General features: G+C 74.5%; 18 protein-coding genes. 11 read left to right on the top strand and 7 right to left on the bottom strand.

Annotated elements, in window-relative coordinates; genetic code table 11:
• Positions 1-9: 9 nt before the first annotated feature.
• Positions 10-813, top strand: coding sequence for a putative protein N(5)-glutamine methyltransferase (locus GA0070618_RS02860; RefSeq protein WP_088980233.1), 804 nt, complete (start codon positions 10-12; stop codon positions 811-813).
• Positions 814-967: 154 nt separating this feature from the next.
• Entirely contained in the window at positions 968-2,119 is a 1,152-nt protein-coding gene (locus GA0070618_RS02855) for a DUF6745 domain-containing protein (RefSeq protein ID WP_088980232.1), read from the top strand.
• A 143-nt stretch (positions 2,120-2,262) separates the two neighbouring features.
• On the opposite strand, the gene GA0070618_RS02850 is transcribed toward GA0070618_RS02855, so the two are convergent.
• Entirely contained in the window at positions 2,263-2,499 is a 237-nt protein-coding gene (locus GA0070618_RS02850; protein ID WP_088980231.1) for a DUF397 domain-containing protein, read from the bottom strand.
• A 2-nt stretch (positions 2,500-2,501) separates the two neighbouring features.
• Positions 2,502-3,347: a helix-turn-helix domain-containing protein gene (locus GA0070618_RS02845; protein WP_088980230.1), complete on the bottom strand. Its 846-nt coding sequence runs from the start codon at positions 3,345-3,347 to the stop codon at positions 2,502-2,504.
• Between the two features lie 230 nt (positions 3,348-3,577).
• Between GA0070618_RS02845 and GA0070618_RS33875 the strand changes: the two genes are divergently transcribed.
• Together GA0070618_RS33875 and GA0070618_RS35450 are read left to right on the top strand one after the other, a co-directional pair.
• Positions 3,578-3,751, top strand: coding sequence for a hypothetical protein (locus GA0070618_RS33875; protein WP_170107884.1), 174 nt, complete (start codon positions 3,578-3,580; stop codon positions 3,749-3,751).
• Between the two features lie 6 nt (positions 3,752-3,757).
• Entirely contained in the window at positions 3,758-4,180 is a 423-nt protein-coding gene (locus tag GA0070618_RS35450; RefSeq protein WP_414467551.1) for a hypothetical protein, read from the top strand.
• A gap of 43 nt (positions 4,181-4,223) precedes the next feature.
• Here GA0070618_RS35450 and GA0070618_RS02835 read toward each other — a convergent pair whose 3' ends face one another.
• Entirely contained in the window at positions 4,224-5,540 is a 1,317-nt protein-coding gene (locus tag GA0070618_RS02835; RefSeq protein WP_088980229.1) for an ATP-binding protein, read from the bottom strand.
• 205 nt (positions 5,541-5,745) lie between these two features.
• On the opposite strand from GA0070618_RS02835, the gene GA0070618_RS02830 reads away from it, so the two are divergent.
• On the top strand, positions 5,746-6,840 hold the full coding sequence (locus tag GA0070618_RS02830) for a D-alanine--D-alanine ligase family protein (RefSeq protein ID WP_088980228.1): 1,095 nt from the start codon (positions 5,746-5,748) through the stop codon (positions 6,838-6,840).
• An 88-nt stretch (positions 6,841-6,928) separates the two neighbouring features.
• Here the strand turns inward: GA0070618_RS02830 and GA0070618_RS02825 are convergent, their stop codons facing one another.
• Positions 6,929-7,600: a DUF3515 family protein gene (locus GA0070618_RS02825; protein ID WP_088980227.1), complete on the bottom strand. Its 672-nt coding sequence runs from the start codon at positions 7,598-7,600 to the stop codon at positions 6,929-6,931.
• Complete coding sequence (locus tag GA0070618_RS02820; RefSeq protein WP_088980226.1) at positions 7,601-7,834, bottom strand: Lrp/AsnC ligand binding domain-containing protein; 234 nt, start codon at positions 7,832-7,834, stop codon at positions 7,601-7,603.
• Positions 7,835-7,947: 113 nt separating this feature from the next.
• Here GA0070618_RS02820 and GA0070618_RS02815 point away from each other — a divergent pair, with 113 nt between their 5' ends.
• From GA0070618_RS02815 to GA0070618_RS02800, 4 genes are all read left to right on the top strand, one after another.
• The gene (locus GA0070618_RS02815) at positions 7,948-8,919 is read left to right on the top strand and encodes a thiamine-phosphate kinase (protein WP_088985243.1); all 972 of its coding nucleotides are present in this window, start codon (positions 7,948-7,950) and stop codon (positions 8,917-8,919) included.
• 49 nt (positions 8,920-8,968) lie between these two features.
• The gene (locus tag GA0070618_RS02810; RefSeq protein WP_088980225.1) at positions 8,969-9,508 is read left to right on the top strand and encodes an RNA polymerase sigma factor; all 540 of its coding nucleotides are present in this window, start codon (positions 8,969-8,971) and stop codon (positions 9,506-9,508) included.
• Positions 9,505-10,482 (top strand): hypothetical protein, encoded by a 978-nt coding sequence (locus GA0070618_RS02805; RefSeq protein WP_088980224.1) that lies wholly within the window; start codon positions 9,505-9,507, stop codon positions 10,480-10,482. The genes GA0070618_RS02810 and GA0070618_RS02805 overlap by 4 nt, the downstream gene beginning before the upstream one ends.
• A 96-nt stretch (positions 10,483-10,578) precedes the next feature.
• Entirely contained in the window at positions 10,579-11,046 is a 468-nt protein-coding gene (locus GA0070618_RS02800; protein ID WP_088985242.1) for a GNAT family N-acetyltransferase, read from the top strand.
• 19 nt (positions 11,047-11,065) lie between these two features.
• Here the strand turns inward: GA0070618_RS02800 and GA0070618_RS02795 are convergent, their stop codons facing one another.
• The gene (locus GA0070618_RS02795; RefSeq protein ID WP_088980223.1) at positions 11,066-12,319 is read right to left on the bottom strand and encodes an ATP-grasp domain-containing protein; all 1,254 of its coding nucleotides are present in this window, start codon (positions 12,317-12,319) and stop codon (positions 11,066-11,068) included.
• Between the two features lie 183 nt (positions 12,320-12,502).
• Positions 12,503-12,694: a 50S ribosomal protein L28 gene (gene rpmB, locus GA0070618_RS02790; protein ID WP_011905179.1), complete on the bottom strand. Its 192-nt coding sequence runs from the start codon at positions 12,692-12,694 to the stop codon at positions 12,503-12,505.
• A gap of 237 nt (positions 12,695-12,931) precedes the next feature.
• On the opposite strand from rpmB, the gene GA0070618_RS02785 reads away from it, so the two are divergent.
• Both GA0070618_RS02785 and recG read left to right on the top strand, forming a co-directional pair.
• Positions 12,932-14,557 (top strand): DAK2 domain-containing protein, encoded by a 1,626-nt coding sequence (locus GA0070618_RS02785; protein ID WP_088980222.1) that lies wholly within the window; start codon positions 12,932-12,934, stop codon positions 14,555-14,557.
• Complete coding sequence (gene recG, locus GA0070618_RS02780; protein WP_088980221.1) at positions 14,554-16,752, top strand: ATP-dependent DNA helicase RecG; 2,199 nt, start codon at positions 14,554-14,556, stop codon at positions 16,750-16,752. Before GA0070618_RS02785 ends, recG begins: the two co-directional genes overlap by 4 nt.
• The last annotated feature ends 46 nt before the right edge of the window (positions 16,753-16,798 follow it).

The following is a 16,798-nucleotide window of genomic DNA, read 5'->3' as shown; positions in this document are numbered from 1 at the left end:
GGCGCCATCATGGCATCGTCCACGTCCGACCGTTCCGCTCTCGTCCGTCGGCTCCGCGCCGCCGGCTGTGTCTTCGCCGAGGACGAGGCGGACCTGCTCATCGCCGCCGCCGACTCACCCGCCGCGCTGGCGGCGCTCGCCGACCGCCGGGTGGCCGGCGATCCCCTGGAACACCTGCTCGGCTGGGCCGAGTTCGGTGGCCTGCGGGTGTCCGTCGCGCCGGGGGTGTTCGTGCCCCGGCGACGTACCGCGTTGCTGGCCGCCGCCGCCGAGGCGGTGGCCGGGCCGGAACCGGCGGTGGTGGAGCTCTGCTGCGGTTCCGGGGCCGTCTCGCTGCTGCTGGCACGGCGGCTGCGGCCCCGCTGGCAGGCCGCCGCCGACGTCGACCCGGTCGCCGTCGGATGCGCCCGGCGCAACCTGGCCGGGCTGGGCGTGCCGGTGTACGAGGGCGACCTGTTCGACCCGCTGCCGGCCCACTGGCGGGGCCGGCTGGACCTGGTCGTGGCGAACGCGCCGTACGTGCCGACGGCGGCGGTGGAGTTGATGCCGCCCGAGGCCCGCCTGCACGAGCCGACCGTGGCGCTGGACGGCGGAACGGACGGGCTCGCCGTGCTGCGCCGGTTGGCCGGGGACGCGGTACGTTGGCTCGCCCCGGGCGGGCACCTGGTGGTGGAGGTCGGTGAGAGCCAGGTCGACACGTTCTGCGCCGAGCTGACCCGGTGTGGCCTGGTGCCGACGGTCACCCGTTCGGCGGAACTCGACGCCACGGCGGTGACCGCTCGCCTGACGGGTGGGACCGCGACCGAGGGTTGAGGGGAACTGCCGTCACCTGATCTGTCGCGTGGTGCATCCCGGTCACGTCGGCGCTCCGATTCCTCGCGCCACCCGCGACAGTGTCGCCCTTCTGTCTCGCGCCTCGGATCGGAAGGTGACGTGAGGAATCAATTGATCGAGAATAATGGGTCGCATGTCGTACGCGAGGGATCTGTCTGCTGACGAAGAGGCGCTCCTCGAGGCGGAGGCGGCCACCTGGCGGGGGCACGTCGGCTCGGTCGAGCCGTGCGACCGGCCGGCGGCCGAGGCGCTGGTGGTGGAGGCGTACACCGCGATGGGCCATCCGGCTCCGGCGCGGATCGTCTGGATGGACTCGCCGCTGGGTGGCGTGCTCGCCGCCCGGATGTTCCGCGAACGGGTGCGCCCCATGCGCGTCGTGGAGCGCATCGACCCGGCGGCGCGTGCCGCCGCCGGGCGGATCGTCGCCCGACTGGCGGAGATCGCGCCGCAGGACATCCAGCCCGTCGCCTGGTTCAGGACGGTGGAGGACATGGACGTGCTGAAAGCCGACATGCACGCCTACTTCTACCGCCGACAGAAACGGCACGAGATCATTTGGCGCAACCTCGTCGATCGTCTCCGGAGCGAATTCGAGAGCCACCTCGGCAGTCCCATCCAGTACGGAATGTGGAGCGACGTGGACGACGTCTACCCGGCCGCGGACCTGTGGAAGGCGGTGAACGACAGGCTGGACACGCTGATCGACGGCGAGGAACGGGACGTCCACGACCGGGTGGACGCCGAGCACTTCCGGCTTCTCCACCGGGCCATGCCGCCCGGCGTGCAACGCGAGCTCATCAACTCGGTCATCGACTCGGTCGGGCTTCCGCCGGACCCCGAGTGGATGCTGTACGACAAGGAGCACGGCGGCGGTATCGACCCGTGGCGCCCGGTGCCGTTCCTGGCCGCCTTCCGGTGCGCGTACGAGATCGCCGGCATGCCGCCGTCGCCCGAGTTGGCCGCCGTGGCCCGGGTGGTCCGGGCGGTGGGCTGGTGGTGGCCGATGACGGACACCGCGGTGCTCACCGACCGCCCGGTCCAGTACCGCACCACCGTGCGTGCCGGCTGGCCGGCCAGCGAGGAGCCGCTGCTGCTCGCGTACGCGGACGGGTTCCAGGTCCGGCTCCGTCAGCCGACGACGGACCCGGAGCTCGGGGCCGACGTCGGCGATCCGGCCCCGCCTGCGCCTCGACCCGAACCTCGGCCGGTGTCCCCGGCGCCGTCCGCGCCCCGCGGCTGGCGGCGGCTGTTCTCCCGCCGGAGCACCCCGAACCCTGGTGACTAGTGTCCTGCGTCCGTGGGCTCCTGGCGGACCTTCGGCCGGATCCTGCGCGGGGACTCCACCGTCGTCCCCGATCGCGTCGTCCGCGAGCCCCGTGCCGGGTGGGCGGGCCCCTTCCTGTCGGGCGCAGGAAGGGGCCCGGTCCGTCACGCCCGGGCCGACGCCGGCGGGGCGCCGGCGAAGGTGATCCAGGCGGGTCGGGAGAACAGGAGCACCGGGCCGTCCGGGTCCTTGGAGTCGCGCACCGCAACGGTGCCCGTGGAGTCGCGCACCGCGATCGTGGCCGGGACGACCGCCATCTCCACGCAGGCGCCCTCGTCTCCACTGTGGCTGCTCTTGCGCCACCGGGCCGTGGCCAGCGCCGGGTGGGTCGTCGGTGTCATCGTTACCGTCCCTTCAGAAGTCGGACGAGCTGGTCGCGGCTCGCCGCCGGGCTGAGCGCGACGCTCCGCAGGTGTTCCATGATCTTGGTGCAGGTGCGCAGGTCACCGGGGCGGTCGAGGACCATCTGACCGGCGACCGTCTCCACCGAGGCGATGATCGGGTCCTCCGGGTCGGGGAACTCCAGGATGTGCAGGGAGCCCCGGGTGCCCCGGTGGTAGCCGGCGACCAGCGGGATGACCTGGACCGTGATGTTGGGCAGCTCGATCATCTTGAGCAGGTGGTCGAGCTGCGTCGCCATCACCGCCTGGTCGCCGACCGGTCGGAGCAGTGCGCCCTCGTCGATGATCGCGTCGAAGATGGGCGGTTCCGGACCGGTGAGCCGCTGCTGCCGGTCCAGCCGGGCCTTGACCCGCTGCTCGACCCCCTCGTCGGTGAGCGTGTGCGGGCCGCCCCGCATTACCGCCCGGATGTAGTCGGCGGTCTGGAGCAGGCCCGGCACCACGGACGGCTCGAAGTTGGCGATGGCGCTCGCCTCGGCCTCCAGCGCGATGAAGTCGATGGTGCGTTTGTCGAGGACGTACGAGTAGGAGACCCACCAGCCGGGTTTGCGGGCGTCCTTGGCCAGCGCGACGGCGGCGTCGATGTCCTCCGCGCCGACGCCGTAGAGCGTGAGCAGCGCCCGGACGGTGGCCGGACTGATCAGCGTCTGGGCGTTCTCGTAGCGGGACAGGGTGCTGCGGGTGCTGTTGATCTCGTCTGCGGCGGCTTCGAGGGTCAGGCCGGCCGCCTCCCGGTGACTGCGCAGCGCGATGCCGAGCCGACGGGCCCGGGCGGTCTTCGGTGCCATGCCTCGATCGTCGCACAGATCCATGGGAATGCGTGCATGAGAGAGAGGTGCATGAGAGTTGCATTCATGCTGTTCGAGGTGTCAGGCTGTGTCGGAGTCCTCACCGCCGGTGGTCGTGGCGACGGTGGCGGTGAGTGACGGAGGGGAAATGAGACGCGTGGTGGTCGGGTTCCTACTCCCCCACCCGACCACCACGTGTCTCCCACCACGGCGCACCGGAAGGGGAGCTGATGACCACCGGTTGCTGGCCTCGGGTGTCGCGTTGCCGCTGGTGCGCGTGCCCGGTGCTACGGGACAACGAGGGCGCCTGGATCCACACCAACCTCGCCTACGTCTGCCGGGACTCCTCCGGTGGCCTCGCCGCCACCACCGCCGAGCCCGAGGAGGTGCGTCGTGCCTCCTGACCCCGGGTGTCCGCGAACCCCCTGCCGGCCCGGGCCGGGGAGCGCGCGGCACGCGGGAAACGACCGGACGACGGGAGCGGCCGTCCGGTACGGCGTGCCGCGTCACGCGAGGGGTGGCGTGGCGCGGCACGCGCCGTACGACGCGAACGGGCCGGCGGCACCCCCGGCCCGGGACGCGCGGCGGCCCGGGTGGAGCGGCGGTGGTCCCCGGTGACCCGGTTCCTGGTCGTGCTCACCGACGTCCGTCCGCTCGACGACACGGTCCGCAACGAGCGGATCATGCCGGAGCGGCGGCGGCAGGTGGTCAGCGCGAGCAGCCGGGCCGCCGCCGACCGGATCGCCAGCGCCTTCATGGCGCTCGGCATGGTCCGCGCCGGCCGGCAGCGGGTCAAGGTGATCGCGGTCGGACGCCGCTACGGCAGCTGCTGATCCCGCTCCACGGCGCGCCCCCGGGCCGCCGGGAGAACCCGACTCAGAGCAGCCGCCGTTGCTTGAGGTAGGCGACCAGGTCGTCGTAGACGCCGCCCTCGTTGGCGAACATGGCGACGTTGCGGGCGGTGGCCAGCCACGGACGCGTCGAGGGCCGGACCTCCTTCAGCGCCCGGTCGAGGTCGCCCTGGCCGATCATCCGCACCTCGCCCCGGCGTACCGAGTCGGCCATCGCGAACTCGGCGGCGGTCTCGCAGAGGTGCGCCAGGTCCGCGCCGGAGAAGTCCTCGGTGGCGGCCACCACCTTCCGCAGGTCGATCCCGGCGATCGGCCGGTCCCGCAGGTGGTACTCCAGGATGGCCCGGCGGGCCGCCACGTCCGGCGGCAGCACCAGCACCATCCGGTCCAGCCGTCCCGGTCGGCGCAGCGCCGCGTCCACGTCCCACGGGGTGTTGGTGGCGGCCAGCACGAAGACGCCCTCGTTGCTGCCCTCCATACCGTCCAGCTCGGCCAGGAGCTGGTTGCCGACCGTCCGCATCGAACTGGAGGTGACCTTGGACCGCTTGTGCCCCAGCGCGTCCACCTCGTCGAGGAAAAGCACGCAGGGGGCGTTGCGCCGGGCCGCCTGGAACAGCTCGTGCAGGTTCCGCTCCGAGTTGCCCATCCACATGTCCAGCACGTCCACGATGGACAGGGAGAGGAACTTCGCCCCCATCTCCCCGGCCACCGCGCGGGCCAGGAACGTCTTGCCGCAACCGGGCGGGCCGTAGAGCATCAGGCCGCCCCGCAGGCTCTTGCCGTACATCCGGCGCAGCTCCGGGTTGCGCAGCGGGCCGAGGAAGGCCAGCTCCAGCCGCTCCTTCACCGCCTCCATGCCGCCGACGTCGGCCAGCCGCACCGTCGAGGTCTCCACGTCGTACGCCCGGTCCGCGTCGCCGGTCACCGGCTCCGGTTCGTCCCCGGACCGGACGAACCGGGGCGGTACGACGTCCGCCAGCTCCCGCTCGTACGCGGCGAGCGGATCGGCCGGGGAAGCCGGGGCGCCCGGAGACACGGTCGGCGCCGGGGTGCCCCCGCCGGTGCTGGCGTCCCCGCCCGGGGCGCCACCCACGCCTGCGGTGCCGTCCCCGCCCGGGGTGCGACCTCCGGCCGGGGGCACGCCCAGCGCGCGCTGCATCAGGGCCTGCGCCCCGGTGTTGCCCGGGTCGCGGGTCAGCGCCTGCCCGAGGTGCGCGATCGCCTCCCCGCCGCGTCCGGCGTCGAGCAGCAGCCCGGCCAGGTGCAGGCGCAGCGGCAGGTCCTCCGGACGGGCGTCGACGGCGGCGGTGAGACTGGCGATCAACGGGTCGGCATCGGTCACCAGGGCAGGGTAGTGCCCGCCGTCGCACCGCCGTCCTCGCCGGGGGTGTCACGCACCGTACATGTCGTGTTGACCGATTGCGGTGAGGGTGGCGACCGGTCCGGGTATCGCCACCGGCGTGCCGCCACGCACAGTAGGGTCGACCAGGCGAGCGCCGTCAGCGGGCTCGCGGGCCACCGCATTCGCCGAACCGGAGATGAAGCCAGTGACCACCCCAGGCAAGACCCGCGTCGCCATCGTCTTCGGTGGCCGTAGCCCCGAACACGGCATCTCCTGTGTGAGCGCGGGCAGCGTGCTCGGCGCGCTGGACCCGGACGAGTTCGACGTGGTGCCGGTCGGGATCACCCGCGCCGGGCAGTGGGTGCTGGCCGACGGGGACCCGTCCCGCCTGGCGATCACCGACCGCCGGCTGCCGGAGATCACCACGGCCACCGGGGCGGAGGTGGTGCTCCGGGCCGACCCGACCAGTGGCGGCCTCATGGTGCTCGACCCGACCGAGGGGCCCCGCGCGCTGGCCGGGGTGGACGTGGTCTTCCCGGTGCTGCACGGCGCGTACGGGGAGGACGGCACCATCCAGGGCCTGCTGGAGATGGCCGGCATCCCGTACGTCGGGGCGAACGTCTTCGCCTCCGCCGCCGCGATGGACAAGGAGTTCACCAAGAAGCTCTGTGCCGCCGAGGGCATCCCGGTCGGCCCGTACGCGGTGCTGCGCAGCGGCGCGACCCTCGCCGAGGAGGAGAAGGAGCGGCTCGGCCTGCCGGTCTTCGTCAAGCCCTCCCGGGCCGGCTCGTCCTTCGGCATCAGCAAGGTCACCGACTGGTCGCAGCTCGACGCGGCCATCGCCACGGCCCGCCAGATCGACTCGAAGGTGCTGGTCGAGGCGGCCGTCGTCGGGCGGGAGATCGAGTGCGGCGTGCTGGAGGGGGAGGCGGGCGGCGCGCCCGAGGCGTCCGTCCTGGCCGAGGTGCGCCTTGTCGCCGGCCACGACTTCTACGACTTCGAGGCGAAGTACATCGACGCCGACGAGGTCTGCGAGTACGACGTCCCGGCCGAGCTGCCCGAGCACGTCACCCGGCGGGTGCGCGAGTACGCCACCCGGGCCTTCACTGCCCTGGACTGTGCCGGTCTGGCCCGGGTCGACTTCTTCGTCACCCCGGAGCTGGACGTCTACCTCAACGAGGTGAACACGATGCCGGGCTTCACCCCGTCGTCGATGTTCCCCCGGATGTGGGCGGCCTCGGGGCTGGAGTACCCGAAGCTGGTCAACCGGCTGATCCGCACCGCGCTGCGGCGCGGCTGAGCGCCAGCGGGAGGCTGAGCGCCGGCGGGAGGCTGGGCGTTCCCGGCGACCGGGCCGGGGCCGCCGATCCCGCTGCGGCGGTGACGACTCAGCCCCGGCAGCCGGACGGGACGGGACCGGCGCTGAGGATGGAGGCGACGATCGCCTCCGATATCGGGCTCACCCACTGCAACGGCTGCTCGTACCGCTTCGGCACGGTCACCCGGACCGCGGCCTCCCGGTCGACCGTGGTGAGCACCGTGGCGTCGCCCTGCTCGCTGGCGTGCCAGCAGACCTGCTCGACCACCCAGACCGTGTCGGTCAGGGGGATGGTCGGCTCGGGCACGCCGCAGGACAGGGTGAGCGCCGGGTCGCCGTACGCCGCGTTCTGCTCCGGTCCGGCGGTGACCGGTCGCTGCGGCAGCTCCCGGACGGTCGAGGGGAGCTTCGACAGCAGCGCCCGGCAGACCGTCGCGGGGCGTTCCGCCAGCGGCTGGGCGGCCATCTCCACCGGGACGGTGGACTTCGGCCCGAGCGCCTGCACGCTCTCGCTCGGGCTCGGCGCGGCCGACTCGTCCGGCGCGAGCGCGTTGAAGGTGAGACCGGCCACAGCGACGGTGACCGGCAGGGCGACCAGCGCGGCGACCAGGGCCGCCGTCCGGGTCGACCGGTCCCAGCCGCCGCGCCGCTTCACCGGGCCGGTCGGCTCCGCGCCGGAGTCCACCGGGGCGGTGGCCGCCGTGGTCTCCTCGGGGCCAGCAGGGGGAGTCTTCTCGTCCACTTACAGTCGCACCACCGAACAGGTCAGGGTGCGGGTGATGCCGGGCACCATCTGCACCTTGCTGACAATCAGTTTGCCGAGCTCGTCGACGTTGTTCGCCTCGGTGAGCACCACCACGTCGTACGGCCCGGTGACGGCGTCGACCCGTACCACGCCGGCAAGATCCGCGATCACACCGGCCACGTCACGTGCCCGGCCGACCTCGGTCTGGATGAGGATGTACGCCTGAACCACGACTCGACCTCCGTCCGTCGCCACCAGGGGCGGCCCGAGGAGTGAAACTACCCTACCCACCAGGGCCGACCCCGATCGGTGGTCAAGGAGAAGCGGTGAGCGAGCAGAGCGGCGTGGAGCGCGGCAACGGTGACGCCGACAACGACAGGAGCGTCGTGGGCAGCGGAGAGTTCCAGCTGATCGACCGGGTGACCGCCCGGCTGTCGTACGGGTCGGCGTGCCTGCTCGGCCCCGGCGACGACGCGGCGGTGGTGGCGGCCCCGGACGGCCGGGTGGTCGCCTCCACCGACGTTCTGGTGGAGGGGCGGCACTTCCGGCGGGACTGGTCGAGCGCGGTGGACGTCGGACACCGGGCGGCCGCGGCGAACCTGGCCGACATCGCGGCCATGGGGGCCAGCCCGACCGCCCTGCTGGTCGCCCTCTGCGTGCCGCCGGACCTCGACGTGGCCTGGGCGGAGGGGCTCGCCGACGGGCTGGCCGCCGAGGCCGCCAAGGTCGGGGCGGGAGTGGTCGGCGGTGACATGTCCGCCAGCCCGACGCTGACCGTCGCGGTGACCGCCCTCGGTGACCTGGGTGGCCGGGCGCCGGTGCTCCGCTCCGGCGCCCGTCCCGGCGACGTGGTCGCCCTGGCCGGGCGGATCGGGTACGCGGCGGCCGGCTACACCGTGCTGTCCCGAGGCTTCCGGACGCCGAAACTGCTGGTCGAGGCGTACCGGCGACCGGAGGTGGCGTACCCGGCCGGGCCGTACGCCGCCCGGCTCGGCGCCACCGCCATGATCGACGTCTCGGACGGGCTGCTGGCCGACCTCGGGCACGTGGCCCGGGCCAGCGGGGTCTCCGTCGACGTCCGGCGCGACGCGTTCGAGGTGCCCCGGCAGATGGCCGACGCCGCCCAGGCGCTCGGCGTCGACCCGTACGGCTGGATCCTCGGTGGCGGCGACGACCACGCCCTGGCCGCGACCTTCCCGCCGGCGGTGGCCCTGCCCCCGCCGTGGCGGGCGATCGGCCGGGTGGCCGAGGGGGCCGGGGTGACCGTCGACGGCCAGCCCTGGGACGGCCCCGCCGGGTGGGACCACTTCCGCTGACCGTTTTCGGGCCGGGGAACATGCCGGCCGGCGGATGGCAAGAAGGGGTATGACGACGCCCACGCGCACGCCGGCCGGGGCGGATCCCGCCGACCTGGCCGGCATGTTCGAGCGGTACGCCCGCGACCTGCTGCGCTACTGCACCCGACGGGTCGGCGAGCAGTTGGCCGAGGACGTGGTGGCGGAGACCTTCCTGATCGCCTACGAACGCCGCGACCGGTACGACCGCGCCCGGGGCGAGCTGTTGCCGTGGCTCTACGGCATCGCCACCAACCTCCTGCGTCGGCACCGCCGGACCGAGATCCGCGCGCTGCGCCTCGCCGCGCGGGCCGGTCCGGAGGTCGAGGGGCCGCTGCGGCGTACCGCCGAACGGGTGGACGCCGAGCGCGCCGTCGCCCGGCTCTCCGCCGTGCTCGCCGGGCTGCCCCGACGGCAGCGGGACGTGCTGTTCCTGTACGCCGTCGCCGAGCTGGAGTACGCCGAGATCGCCACCGCCCTGGACATCCCGCTGGGCTCGGTCCAGTCCGCCCTGCACCGGGCCCGGAGCAAGGTCCGGGCCGCCCTGGCCACCGAAGGAGCCGCCCGATGAGCCGTCACGAGCCCGACCTGGTCGCCGTCCGGGAACTGCCCCCCGGACGGCGCGAGCCGACCGCCGAGTCGGTCGCCCGCACCTGGCACGCGATCAGCCGGCACCGGGTCGCCGTCCACCCGGTGCGGCGAACCCGCTGGCTCGCGCCGGTCGCCGCCGCCGCGACCGTCGTCGCGCTCGCCGTCGGCGGGGCGGTGGTGCTCGCGCCCGGCCGGCCGACGCCGGTGCCGGCGGCCCCGAACCCGCAGGAGGTGATGGCCCGGCTGATCGAGCAGGCCGGGCACGTTCCCGCCGAGCCGGTCCCGCCCGGCATGCTGCTCTACCGCCGCAGCGAGGGCCCGGAGGGCTGGCAGGAGGTCCGGGAGACCTGGTTCGACGGGCAGACCGCGCTGCCGCTGCGGCTGCGCGTCGACGGCGTCGACCGGCCGGTCGACGCGCCGTACCCGCCGGGCAGCACCGCCGAGGAGAACCGGCGGGTGGCCGCCGCGGGCGGTAGCTGGTACTTCCCGACCCCGCGCTGGCTGGCCGACCTGCCCACCGACCCGGCGGTCCTGCGGGCCCGGCTCGACGAGGAGATCGGGTCCTACACCGGGCCGGGGCCGGTGGACCCGGAGGCACACCTGACCAACCATCTCCTGACCACGTTCGCCACCGCCGAACCGCGCCTGTCGCCGCAGGCACGGGTGGCCTTCTACGAGGTGATTGCCGACCTCGACGGGCTCGTCGCCCGGGAGGTCGTCGTCGACGGCCACCGGTACCAGGCCGTCGGGCAACGTGAGCCCGCCGGGGAGCTGCTGACCGCGCTCCTCTTCGATCCGGCGAGCGGACGGGTGGTGGGCGAGTACCACGAGTACGCCGAGCGCGGGGCGAGGGTCCCGTCCACGCCGGCGCGGTTTCCGCCCGGGACGGCCGGGGCGTCGAGCTACCTGCTCTGGACCTTCGCGGTGGTGCCCGGCACCGACCAGCCGGGCTGACCTGTCCTCCCGCCGTGGGCGGGGGTGGACGTGACGTACGACCGATCGGGGGCGGCCGGCCCGGTTCCGGGCCGGCCGCGGTCGTACCCTGCCGGGGTGAGCGACATCGAGATCCGCGTGCTGCGCTTCGACTCCGAGGTGGCGCAGCGACTGGTCCGGGCGGCCCTGGCCGACCTGGCCGCCCGGTACGGCGGCAGCGGCGACGACACCCCGGTCGACGCGGCCGAGTTCGAGCCGCCGGACGGGGCGTTCCTGGTGGCCTACTCCGACGGGGAGCCGCTCGGCTGCGGCGGCTGGCGCAGTCACGGCGACACCGGTGAGGTGGCGGAGGTGAAGCGGATGTACACCGCCCCGGCGGCCCGGGGCAGGGGAGTGGCGCGGGCGGTGCTGGCGGCGGTGGAGCGCTCGGCGCGGGAGCAGGGCCGCAAGCGGATCGTCCTGGAGTGCGGGGACCGGCAACCCGAGGCGATCGCCATGTACCAGGCGGCCGGCTACGAGCGAATCCCCAACTTCGGCTACTACCGGGACGCCCCCGGCTGCGTCTCCTTCGGCCGCACGCTCTGACGGCCACGCCGGGAGGGAGTCAGGCCACCGCGAGACGGATCAGCTCGACGGCGCGCCGTGCGGTGCGGGCCGCCTCGGTCGGGTCGGCACCCCAGGCCAGCACGTGACCGCAGCGCTGCCGGGAGGACACCACCTCGGCCACCCGGTCGCCGACCGCCACGTCCAGCCGCAGGTCGAGCAGACCGGGCACCCGGCTGGCCTGGCGGACGTCCCCGATCGCGGTGATCGTGCCGGGCGGGGCGACCAGGAACTCCACCGCCGCCGCCGCGACCGCGCGGGCCGGCAGCGCCGGGCGTTCCCCGAGGAGCACCCGCAGGTACGCCTCGACGAACGACGCCTCGTACGCCACCGCGATCAGCGCGGCGATGAGGTCGCCGGGAAGCCGGGCGGCGCACTCCACCAGGGTCGGCACCCCGTCCGCGAGGATCCACTCGCTGTGCAGCACGCCGGTGCGGAACCCGGCCGCCCGGGCCAGCCGGGCGGCGACGTCGAGCAGGACGCGGCACTGTGCCCCGGGCAGTCCGGACGGGACGGTGTGCCCGGTCTCCACCGGGTGCCGGCCGGGCAGCACCCGCTTGTCCGTGACGTTGCCGAAGAGCACCTCGCCCTCGGCCACCAGCAGTTCGACGCTGTGCTCCGAACCGGTCAGCGCTGCCTCGACCAGCACCTCGGTGGGCACCCCGGCATCCTCCTCGGAGCCGGGCGGGTCCGTGGTGGCCGCCCAGACGGCAGCCACCGTGTCCGGGTCGTCGAGGAACTGCACGCCGAGGCTGCCCGCGCGCCGGGTCGGCTTGAGCACACACCGTCCGCCCACCCGCCGGACGAACGCCTCCGCCTCGGCCGGCGTCCGGACCAGTGCGTACGCCGGGTTGGGCAGGCCGTGGCCGGCGGCGAGCCGGCGCAGGCGGTGCTTGTCGGTGAAGGTCTCGGCGGCGGACACCCCGGCACCGGGCAGGCCGAGCCGTTCGGCGAGCCGGGCGGCGGCGGTGACCGCGTACTCGACGCCGGGCATGACCAGTCGGGCGGTGGCGAGCGCCGGCTCGACCGCCAGCAGCGCGTCGACGTCGAAGGTGTCCTGCTGGTACGCCGCCGGCACGACCCGGGAGACGAACGGCATCCCGGCCAGCGCCCGGTGCAGGTCGCGGCGGCGGATCAGCTCGGGATCCTCGATGATCACGGCGCAGCCGGCCGGAAGCAGCTCACCCAGCACGCCGAGTATGCCCGGCGGCACCCCGACGATGATCATGTCGTCGCGGGCGAGGCGCAGCGCCACGGGTCGGCCCTCCGGGTGGTTCGATCGCGGGGAAGGTCGGCTCCGCACGGGGCGGGGAGGGCGCCGGGCGCGCTGTTCGAGGCGCGGCGACCGGGCACGAGAGTGCCGTGGGCGTACACGACAGTGCCGGCGGACCACGGGGGTCCGCCGGCAGTGACGACGGTGGGGCGCGGTGTTACCGCGTCAGGCGCGGGTGACCTTGCCGGCCTTGATGCACGAGGTGCAGACCTTGAGCTTCTTGGTGTTGCCGCCACCGGCCGGGGTACGCACCGACTGGATGTTCGGGTTCCAGCGGCGGTTGGTCCGCCGGTGCGAGTGGGACACGTTGTGGCCGAAGCCCGGCCCCTTGCCACAGACGTCGCACACGCTAGCCACGGGATACTCCTGGGATTTGTTCGTTCACGAGGGTCGCCGGCAGGTGCTGCCCGGGCAACCTGGTCAGGTTACCCGATGCCCCCGCAGACCAGCCAACCGGCTCCCGGCCGGAGCTGTCCGGCACCGCCCGGACAGCCGTGGACCGGACCGTCGGAACGGCTGTCGGCCGTCCGACGCGGCGGGTCGGCCGCCGGCGATGTCCGGCGGCTGTCGGTGCCCGCCAGTAGGCTTTCCGCCGTGCTGGAGACCCTGGACGCCGCCGCGGTGCGCCGCTGGTGCGCCGCCGGGCTCGCGGCGCTGCGCCGCCACCAGGGCGAGATCGACGACCTGAACGTCTACCCGGTGCCCGACGGCGACACCGGCACCAACCTGGTGCTCACCCTCACCTCCGCCCAGCATGCCCTGGGGATGGACCTCGACACCTCACCGGAGGGCGGTGCCACCCCGCACGGCCACGCGTTACGCCTGGTGGCGCGCGGGGCGTTGCTCGGTGCCCGGGGCAACTCCGGGGTGATCCTCGCGCAGATCCTGCGAGGGCTGGCCGACACCTTCGTCTCCACCCCGGTCGTCCGGGGCCGGGCTCTCGCCGAGGCGCTGCGGGGCGCGTCCGCCGCGGCCCGGGGCGCGGTCGCCCACCCTGTCGAGGGGACGCTGCTCACCGTGGTGGCCGCCGCGGCGGCCGGGGCGACGGAGGCGGCCAGCGACGATCTCCGCGTGGTCGCCCGCGCGGCGGCCGGCGCGGCGAGCCGGGCGCTGGCGCGCACTCCGGAGCAGTTGCCGGCGCTGGCCCGCGCCGGAGTGGTCGACGCCGGTGGGCGTGGCCTCTGCCTGCTGCTCGACGCCCTGGTCGAGGTGGTCACCGGGGAGGCGCCCGCCCGCCCGGCCCCGGAGCGCCGTCCGGTCCGCCCGCCGGCCAGCGCCGCCCGCGAGACCGGCTCCGACGCGTACGCCTACGAGGTGCAGTTCCTGCTCGACGCCGAGGCAGCGGCGGTGGCCCGGATGCGCGCCACCCTCGACGCGCTCGGCGACTCGCTGGTGGTGGTCGGCGACGACCCGCCGCCGGGGGAGTCCGGCACCTGGAACGTCCACGTCCACGTCAACGACGTCGGCGCGGCGGTCGAGGCCGGGGTGGAGGCCGGACGGCCGTACCGGATCTCGGTGACCCGGTTCGCCGACCAGCCGCCGCCGACCCCGCCGCCGGCTCCGGACGGCGCGGCCCGGTCGGCCGTGGTGGTGGCTCCCGGCGCGGGCATCGCCGCGGTCTTCGCCCGGGAGGGCGCGGCCGTGGTCCCGGCCAACCCCTCGATCGGGGAACTGCTCGACGCGGTCCGGGGCACCGGCGCGGCCCGGGTGGTGGTGCTGCCGAACGACGCCGCCACCGCGTCGGTCGCCGGTGAGGTGGTGCGTCAGGCCCACCCGTTCGGGGTGAAGGTGAGCGTGGTGCCGACCCGTTCGCCGGTGCAGGCGCTCGCCGCCCTCGCCGTCCGTGATCCGTCGCGCTCCTTCGAGGACGACGTGATCGCGATGGCCGAGGCCGCCGGGGCCTGCCGGTACGCCGAGGTCTGCCACGCCCGCCGGGAGGCGCTCACCGTCGCCGGCCCGTGCCGTCCGGGCGACGTGCTCGCCCTGGTCGAGGGGGAGGTGCACCTGATCGGCGTCGACCTCCTCGACACCTGCACCGCCCTGCTGGACCGGATGCTCGGCGGCGGCGGGGAACTGGTCACCCTGCTCACCGGGGCGGACGCCCCGGCCGGGCTGGTCGACGCGGTCCGGGCGCACGTCACCCGGCGTTGGCCGTTCGTCGAGGTCCAGGCGTACGCCGGGGGCCAACCGCACTATCCGCTCCTGGTGGGGGTCGAATGACCGAGTCGTCCACGGTGGACACGCCGCTGAAGAAGCTGGTCGGGGAGAAGACCGCCAAGGCCCTCGCCGGCCACCTCGACCTGCACACCGCCGGCGACCTGGTCTACCACTTCCCGCGCCGGTACGACGAGCGCGGCGAGCACACCGACATCCGCTCGCTGGACGTCGGCGAGCAGGTGACCGTGCTGGCCCAGGTGCAGCGCACGGCGGTCCGTCCGATGCGGCAGCGCCGGGGCAACCTGCTGGAGGTGACCGTCGGGGACGGCTCCGGCGGCACGCTCACCCTGACCTTCTTCGGCAACCAGGCCTGGCGGGAACGGGAGCTGCGTCCCGGCCGGTGGGGGCTGTTCGCCGGCAAGGTGACCGAGTTCCGGGGCAAACGCCAGCTCAACGGCCCGGAGTACGTGCTGCTCGGGGAGGGCGGCGAGGGCGAGGCGGCGGCGAACGAGGAGGTCGAGGAGTTCGCCGGGGCGCTGATCCCGGTCTACCCGGCCGCGGCGGCGGTGCCCACCTGGGTGATCGCCAAGTGCGTGCGGATGGTGCTGGACACCCTCACCCCGCCGGCGGATCCGCTGCCGGCGACCATGCGCGCCACCCGGAACCTGGTCGGCCTGGACGTGGCGCTGCGGGAGATCCACCGGCCGTCCACCAAGGAGGCCCTCTACCGGGCCCGGCGGCGGCTCAAGTGGGACGAGGCGTTCGCCGTGCAGGTGACCCTGGTGCAGCGCAAGCTCCGCGCCGCGGACTGGCCGGCCCGCCCCCGGCCGCCCAAGCCGGACGGGCTGCTCGCCGCGTTCGACGCCCGCCTGCCGTACGAGCTGACCGGCGGCCAGCGGGACGTCGGCCGGGAGATCGCGGCCGACCTTGGCACCGCGCACCCGATGCACCGGCTGTTGCAGGGCGAGGTCGGCTCCGGCAAGACCCTCGTCGCGTTGCGGGCCATGCTCCAGGTGGTCGACGCCGGTGGGCAGGCGGCGTTGCTCGCCCCGACCGAGGTGCTCGCCGCCCAGCACCACCGGGGCATCCAGGAGCTGCTCGGCCCGCTGGCCCAGGCCGGGGAGCTGGGGGCCGCCGAGCACGCCACCCGGGTCGAGCTGGTCACCGGCTCGCTCGGCGCGGCGGCCCGCCGTCGGGCCCTCGCCGAGGTCGCCGAGGGCCGCGCCGGGATCGTGCTCGGCACCCACGCCCTGCTCTACGAGGGCGTCGACTTCGCCGACCTGGGTCTGGTGGTGGTCGACGAGCAGCACCGTTTCGGAGTGGAGCAGCGCGACGCGTTGCGCGCCAAGGCCGACCAGCCGCCGCACGTGCTGGTGATGACCGCCACACCGATCCCCCGGACGGTCGCCATGACCGTCTACGGCGACCTGGAGGTCTCCACCCTCGCCCAGCTGCCGCAGGGGCGCTCGCCGATCGCCTCGCACGTGGTGCCGGCCGCCGAGAAACCGGCCTACCTGGACCGGGCCTGGCGTCGGCTGCGCGAGGAGGTCGCCGCCGGCCACCAGGCGTACGTGGTCTGCCCCCGGATCGGCGAGGGTCCGCAGTCCGAGGAGGAGGCCCCGAAGGAGGACGACACCGGGCGGCGGCCACCCCTGGCGGTGACCGAGGTGGCTCCGCTGCTCGCCGAGGGGCCGCTGCACGGGCTGCGGATCGGGATACTGCACGGGAAGCTGCCCGCCGACGAGAAGGACGCGGTGATGCGCTCCTTCGCCGCCGGCGAGCTGGACGTGCTGGTCGCCACCACGGTCGTCGAGGTCGGCGTGAACGTGCCCAACGCCACCGTGATGATCGTCCTCGACGCGGACCGGTTCGGCGTCTCCCAGCTGCACCAGCTGCGCGGCCGGGTCGGGCGGGGCTCGGCCGCCGGGCTCTGCCTGCTGGTCACCGAGGCGACCGAGGGCACCCCGGCCCGGGAGCGGCTGGACGCCGTCGCCTCCACCACCGACGGCTTCAAGCTCGCCGAACTCGACCTGGAGCAGCGCCGGGAGGGCGACGTGCTCGGCGCGACCCAGTCCGGCCGCCGCTCGCACCTGCGGCTGCTCTCCCTGCTGCGGGACGCCGACCTGATCCGCGACGCCCGTGCCGAGGCGATCACCCTGGTCGAGGAGGACCCGGAGCTGGCCCGGCACCCCGCCCTGGCCGCCTCGGTGGCCGCCCTGGTCGACGAGGAGCGGGCCGAGTACCTGGAGAAGGGCTGAGCCGCCGGTTCCGTTCCGCCGCCGGCGAGGCGACCGTCCCGACCGG

This window comes from Micromonospora echinospora, assembly GCF_900091495.1.
Classification (GTDB): domain Bacteria; phylum Actinomycetota; class Actinomycetes; order Mycobacteriales; family Micromonosporaceae; genus Micromonospora; species Micromonospora echinospora.
The sequence above is the reverse complement of the archived record's forward strand: the minus strand, read 5'-3'. Positions and strand labels throughout refer to the sequence as shown.

What these genes read in the sequence shown, in the direction of transcription:
- GA0070618_RS02860 (WP_088980233.1), top strand. Translation starts at nt 10, where the DNA reads ATGGCATCGTCCACGTCCGACCGTTCCGCTCTCGTCCGTCGGCTCCGC.
- GA0070618_RS02855 (WP_088980232.1), top strand. Translation starts at nt 968, where the DNA reads ATGTCGTACGCGAGGGATCTGTCTGCTGACGAAGAGGCGCTCCTCGAG.
- GA0070618_RS02850 (WP_088980231.1), bottom strand. Translation starts at nt 2,499, where the DNA reads ATGACACCGACGACCCACCCGGCGCTGGCCACGGCCCGGTGGCGCAAG.
- GA0070618_RS02845 (WP_088980230.1), bottom strand. Translation starts at nt 3,347, where the DNA reads ATGGCACCGAAGACCGCCCGGGCCCGTCGGCTCGGCATCGCGCTGCGC.
- GA0070618_RS33875 (WP_170107884.1), top strand. Translation starts at nt 3,578, where the DNA reads ATGACCACCGGTTGCTGGCCTCGGGTGTCGCGTTGCCGCTGGTGCGCG.
- GA0070618_RS02810 (WP_088980225.1), top strand. Translation starts at nt 8,969, where the DNA reads ATGACGACGCCCACGCGCACGCCGGCCGGGGCGGATCCCGCCGACCTG.
- GA0070618_RS02805 (WP_088980224.1), top strand. Translation starts at nt 9,505, where the DNA reads ATGAGCCGTCACGAGCCCGACCTGGTCGCCGTCCGGGAACTGCCCCCC.
- recG (WP_088980221.1), top strand. Translation starts at nt 14,554, where the DNA reads ATGACCGAGTCGTCCACGGTGGACACGCCGCTGAAGAAGCTGGTCGGG.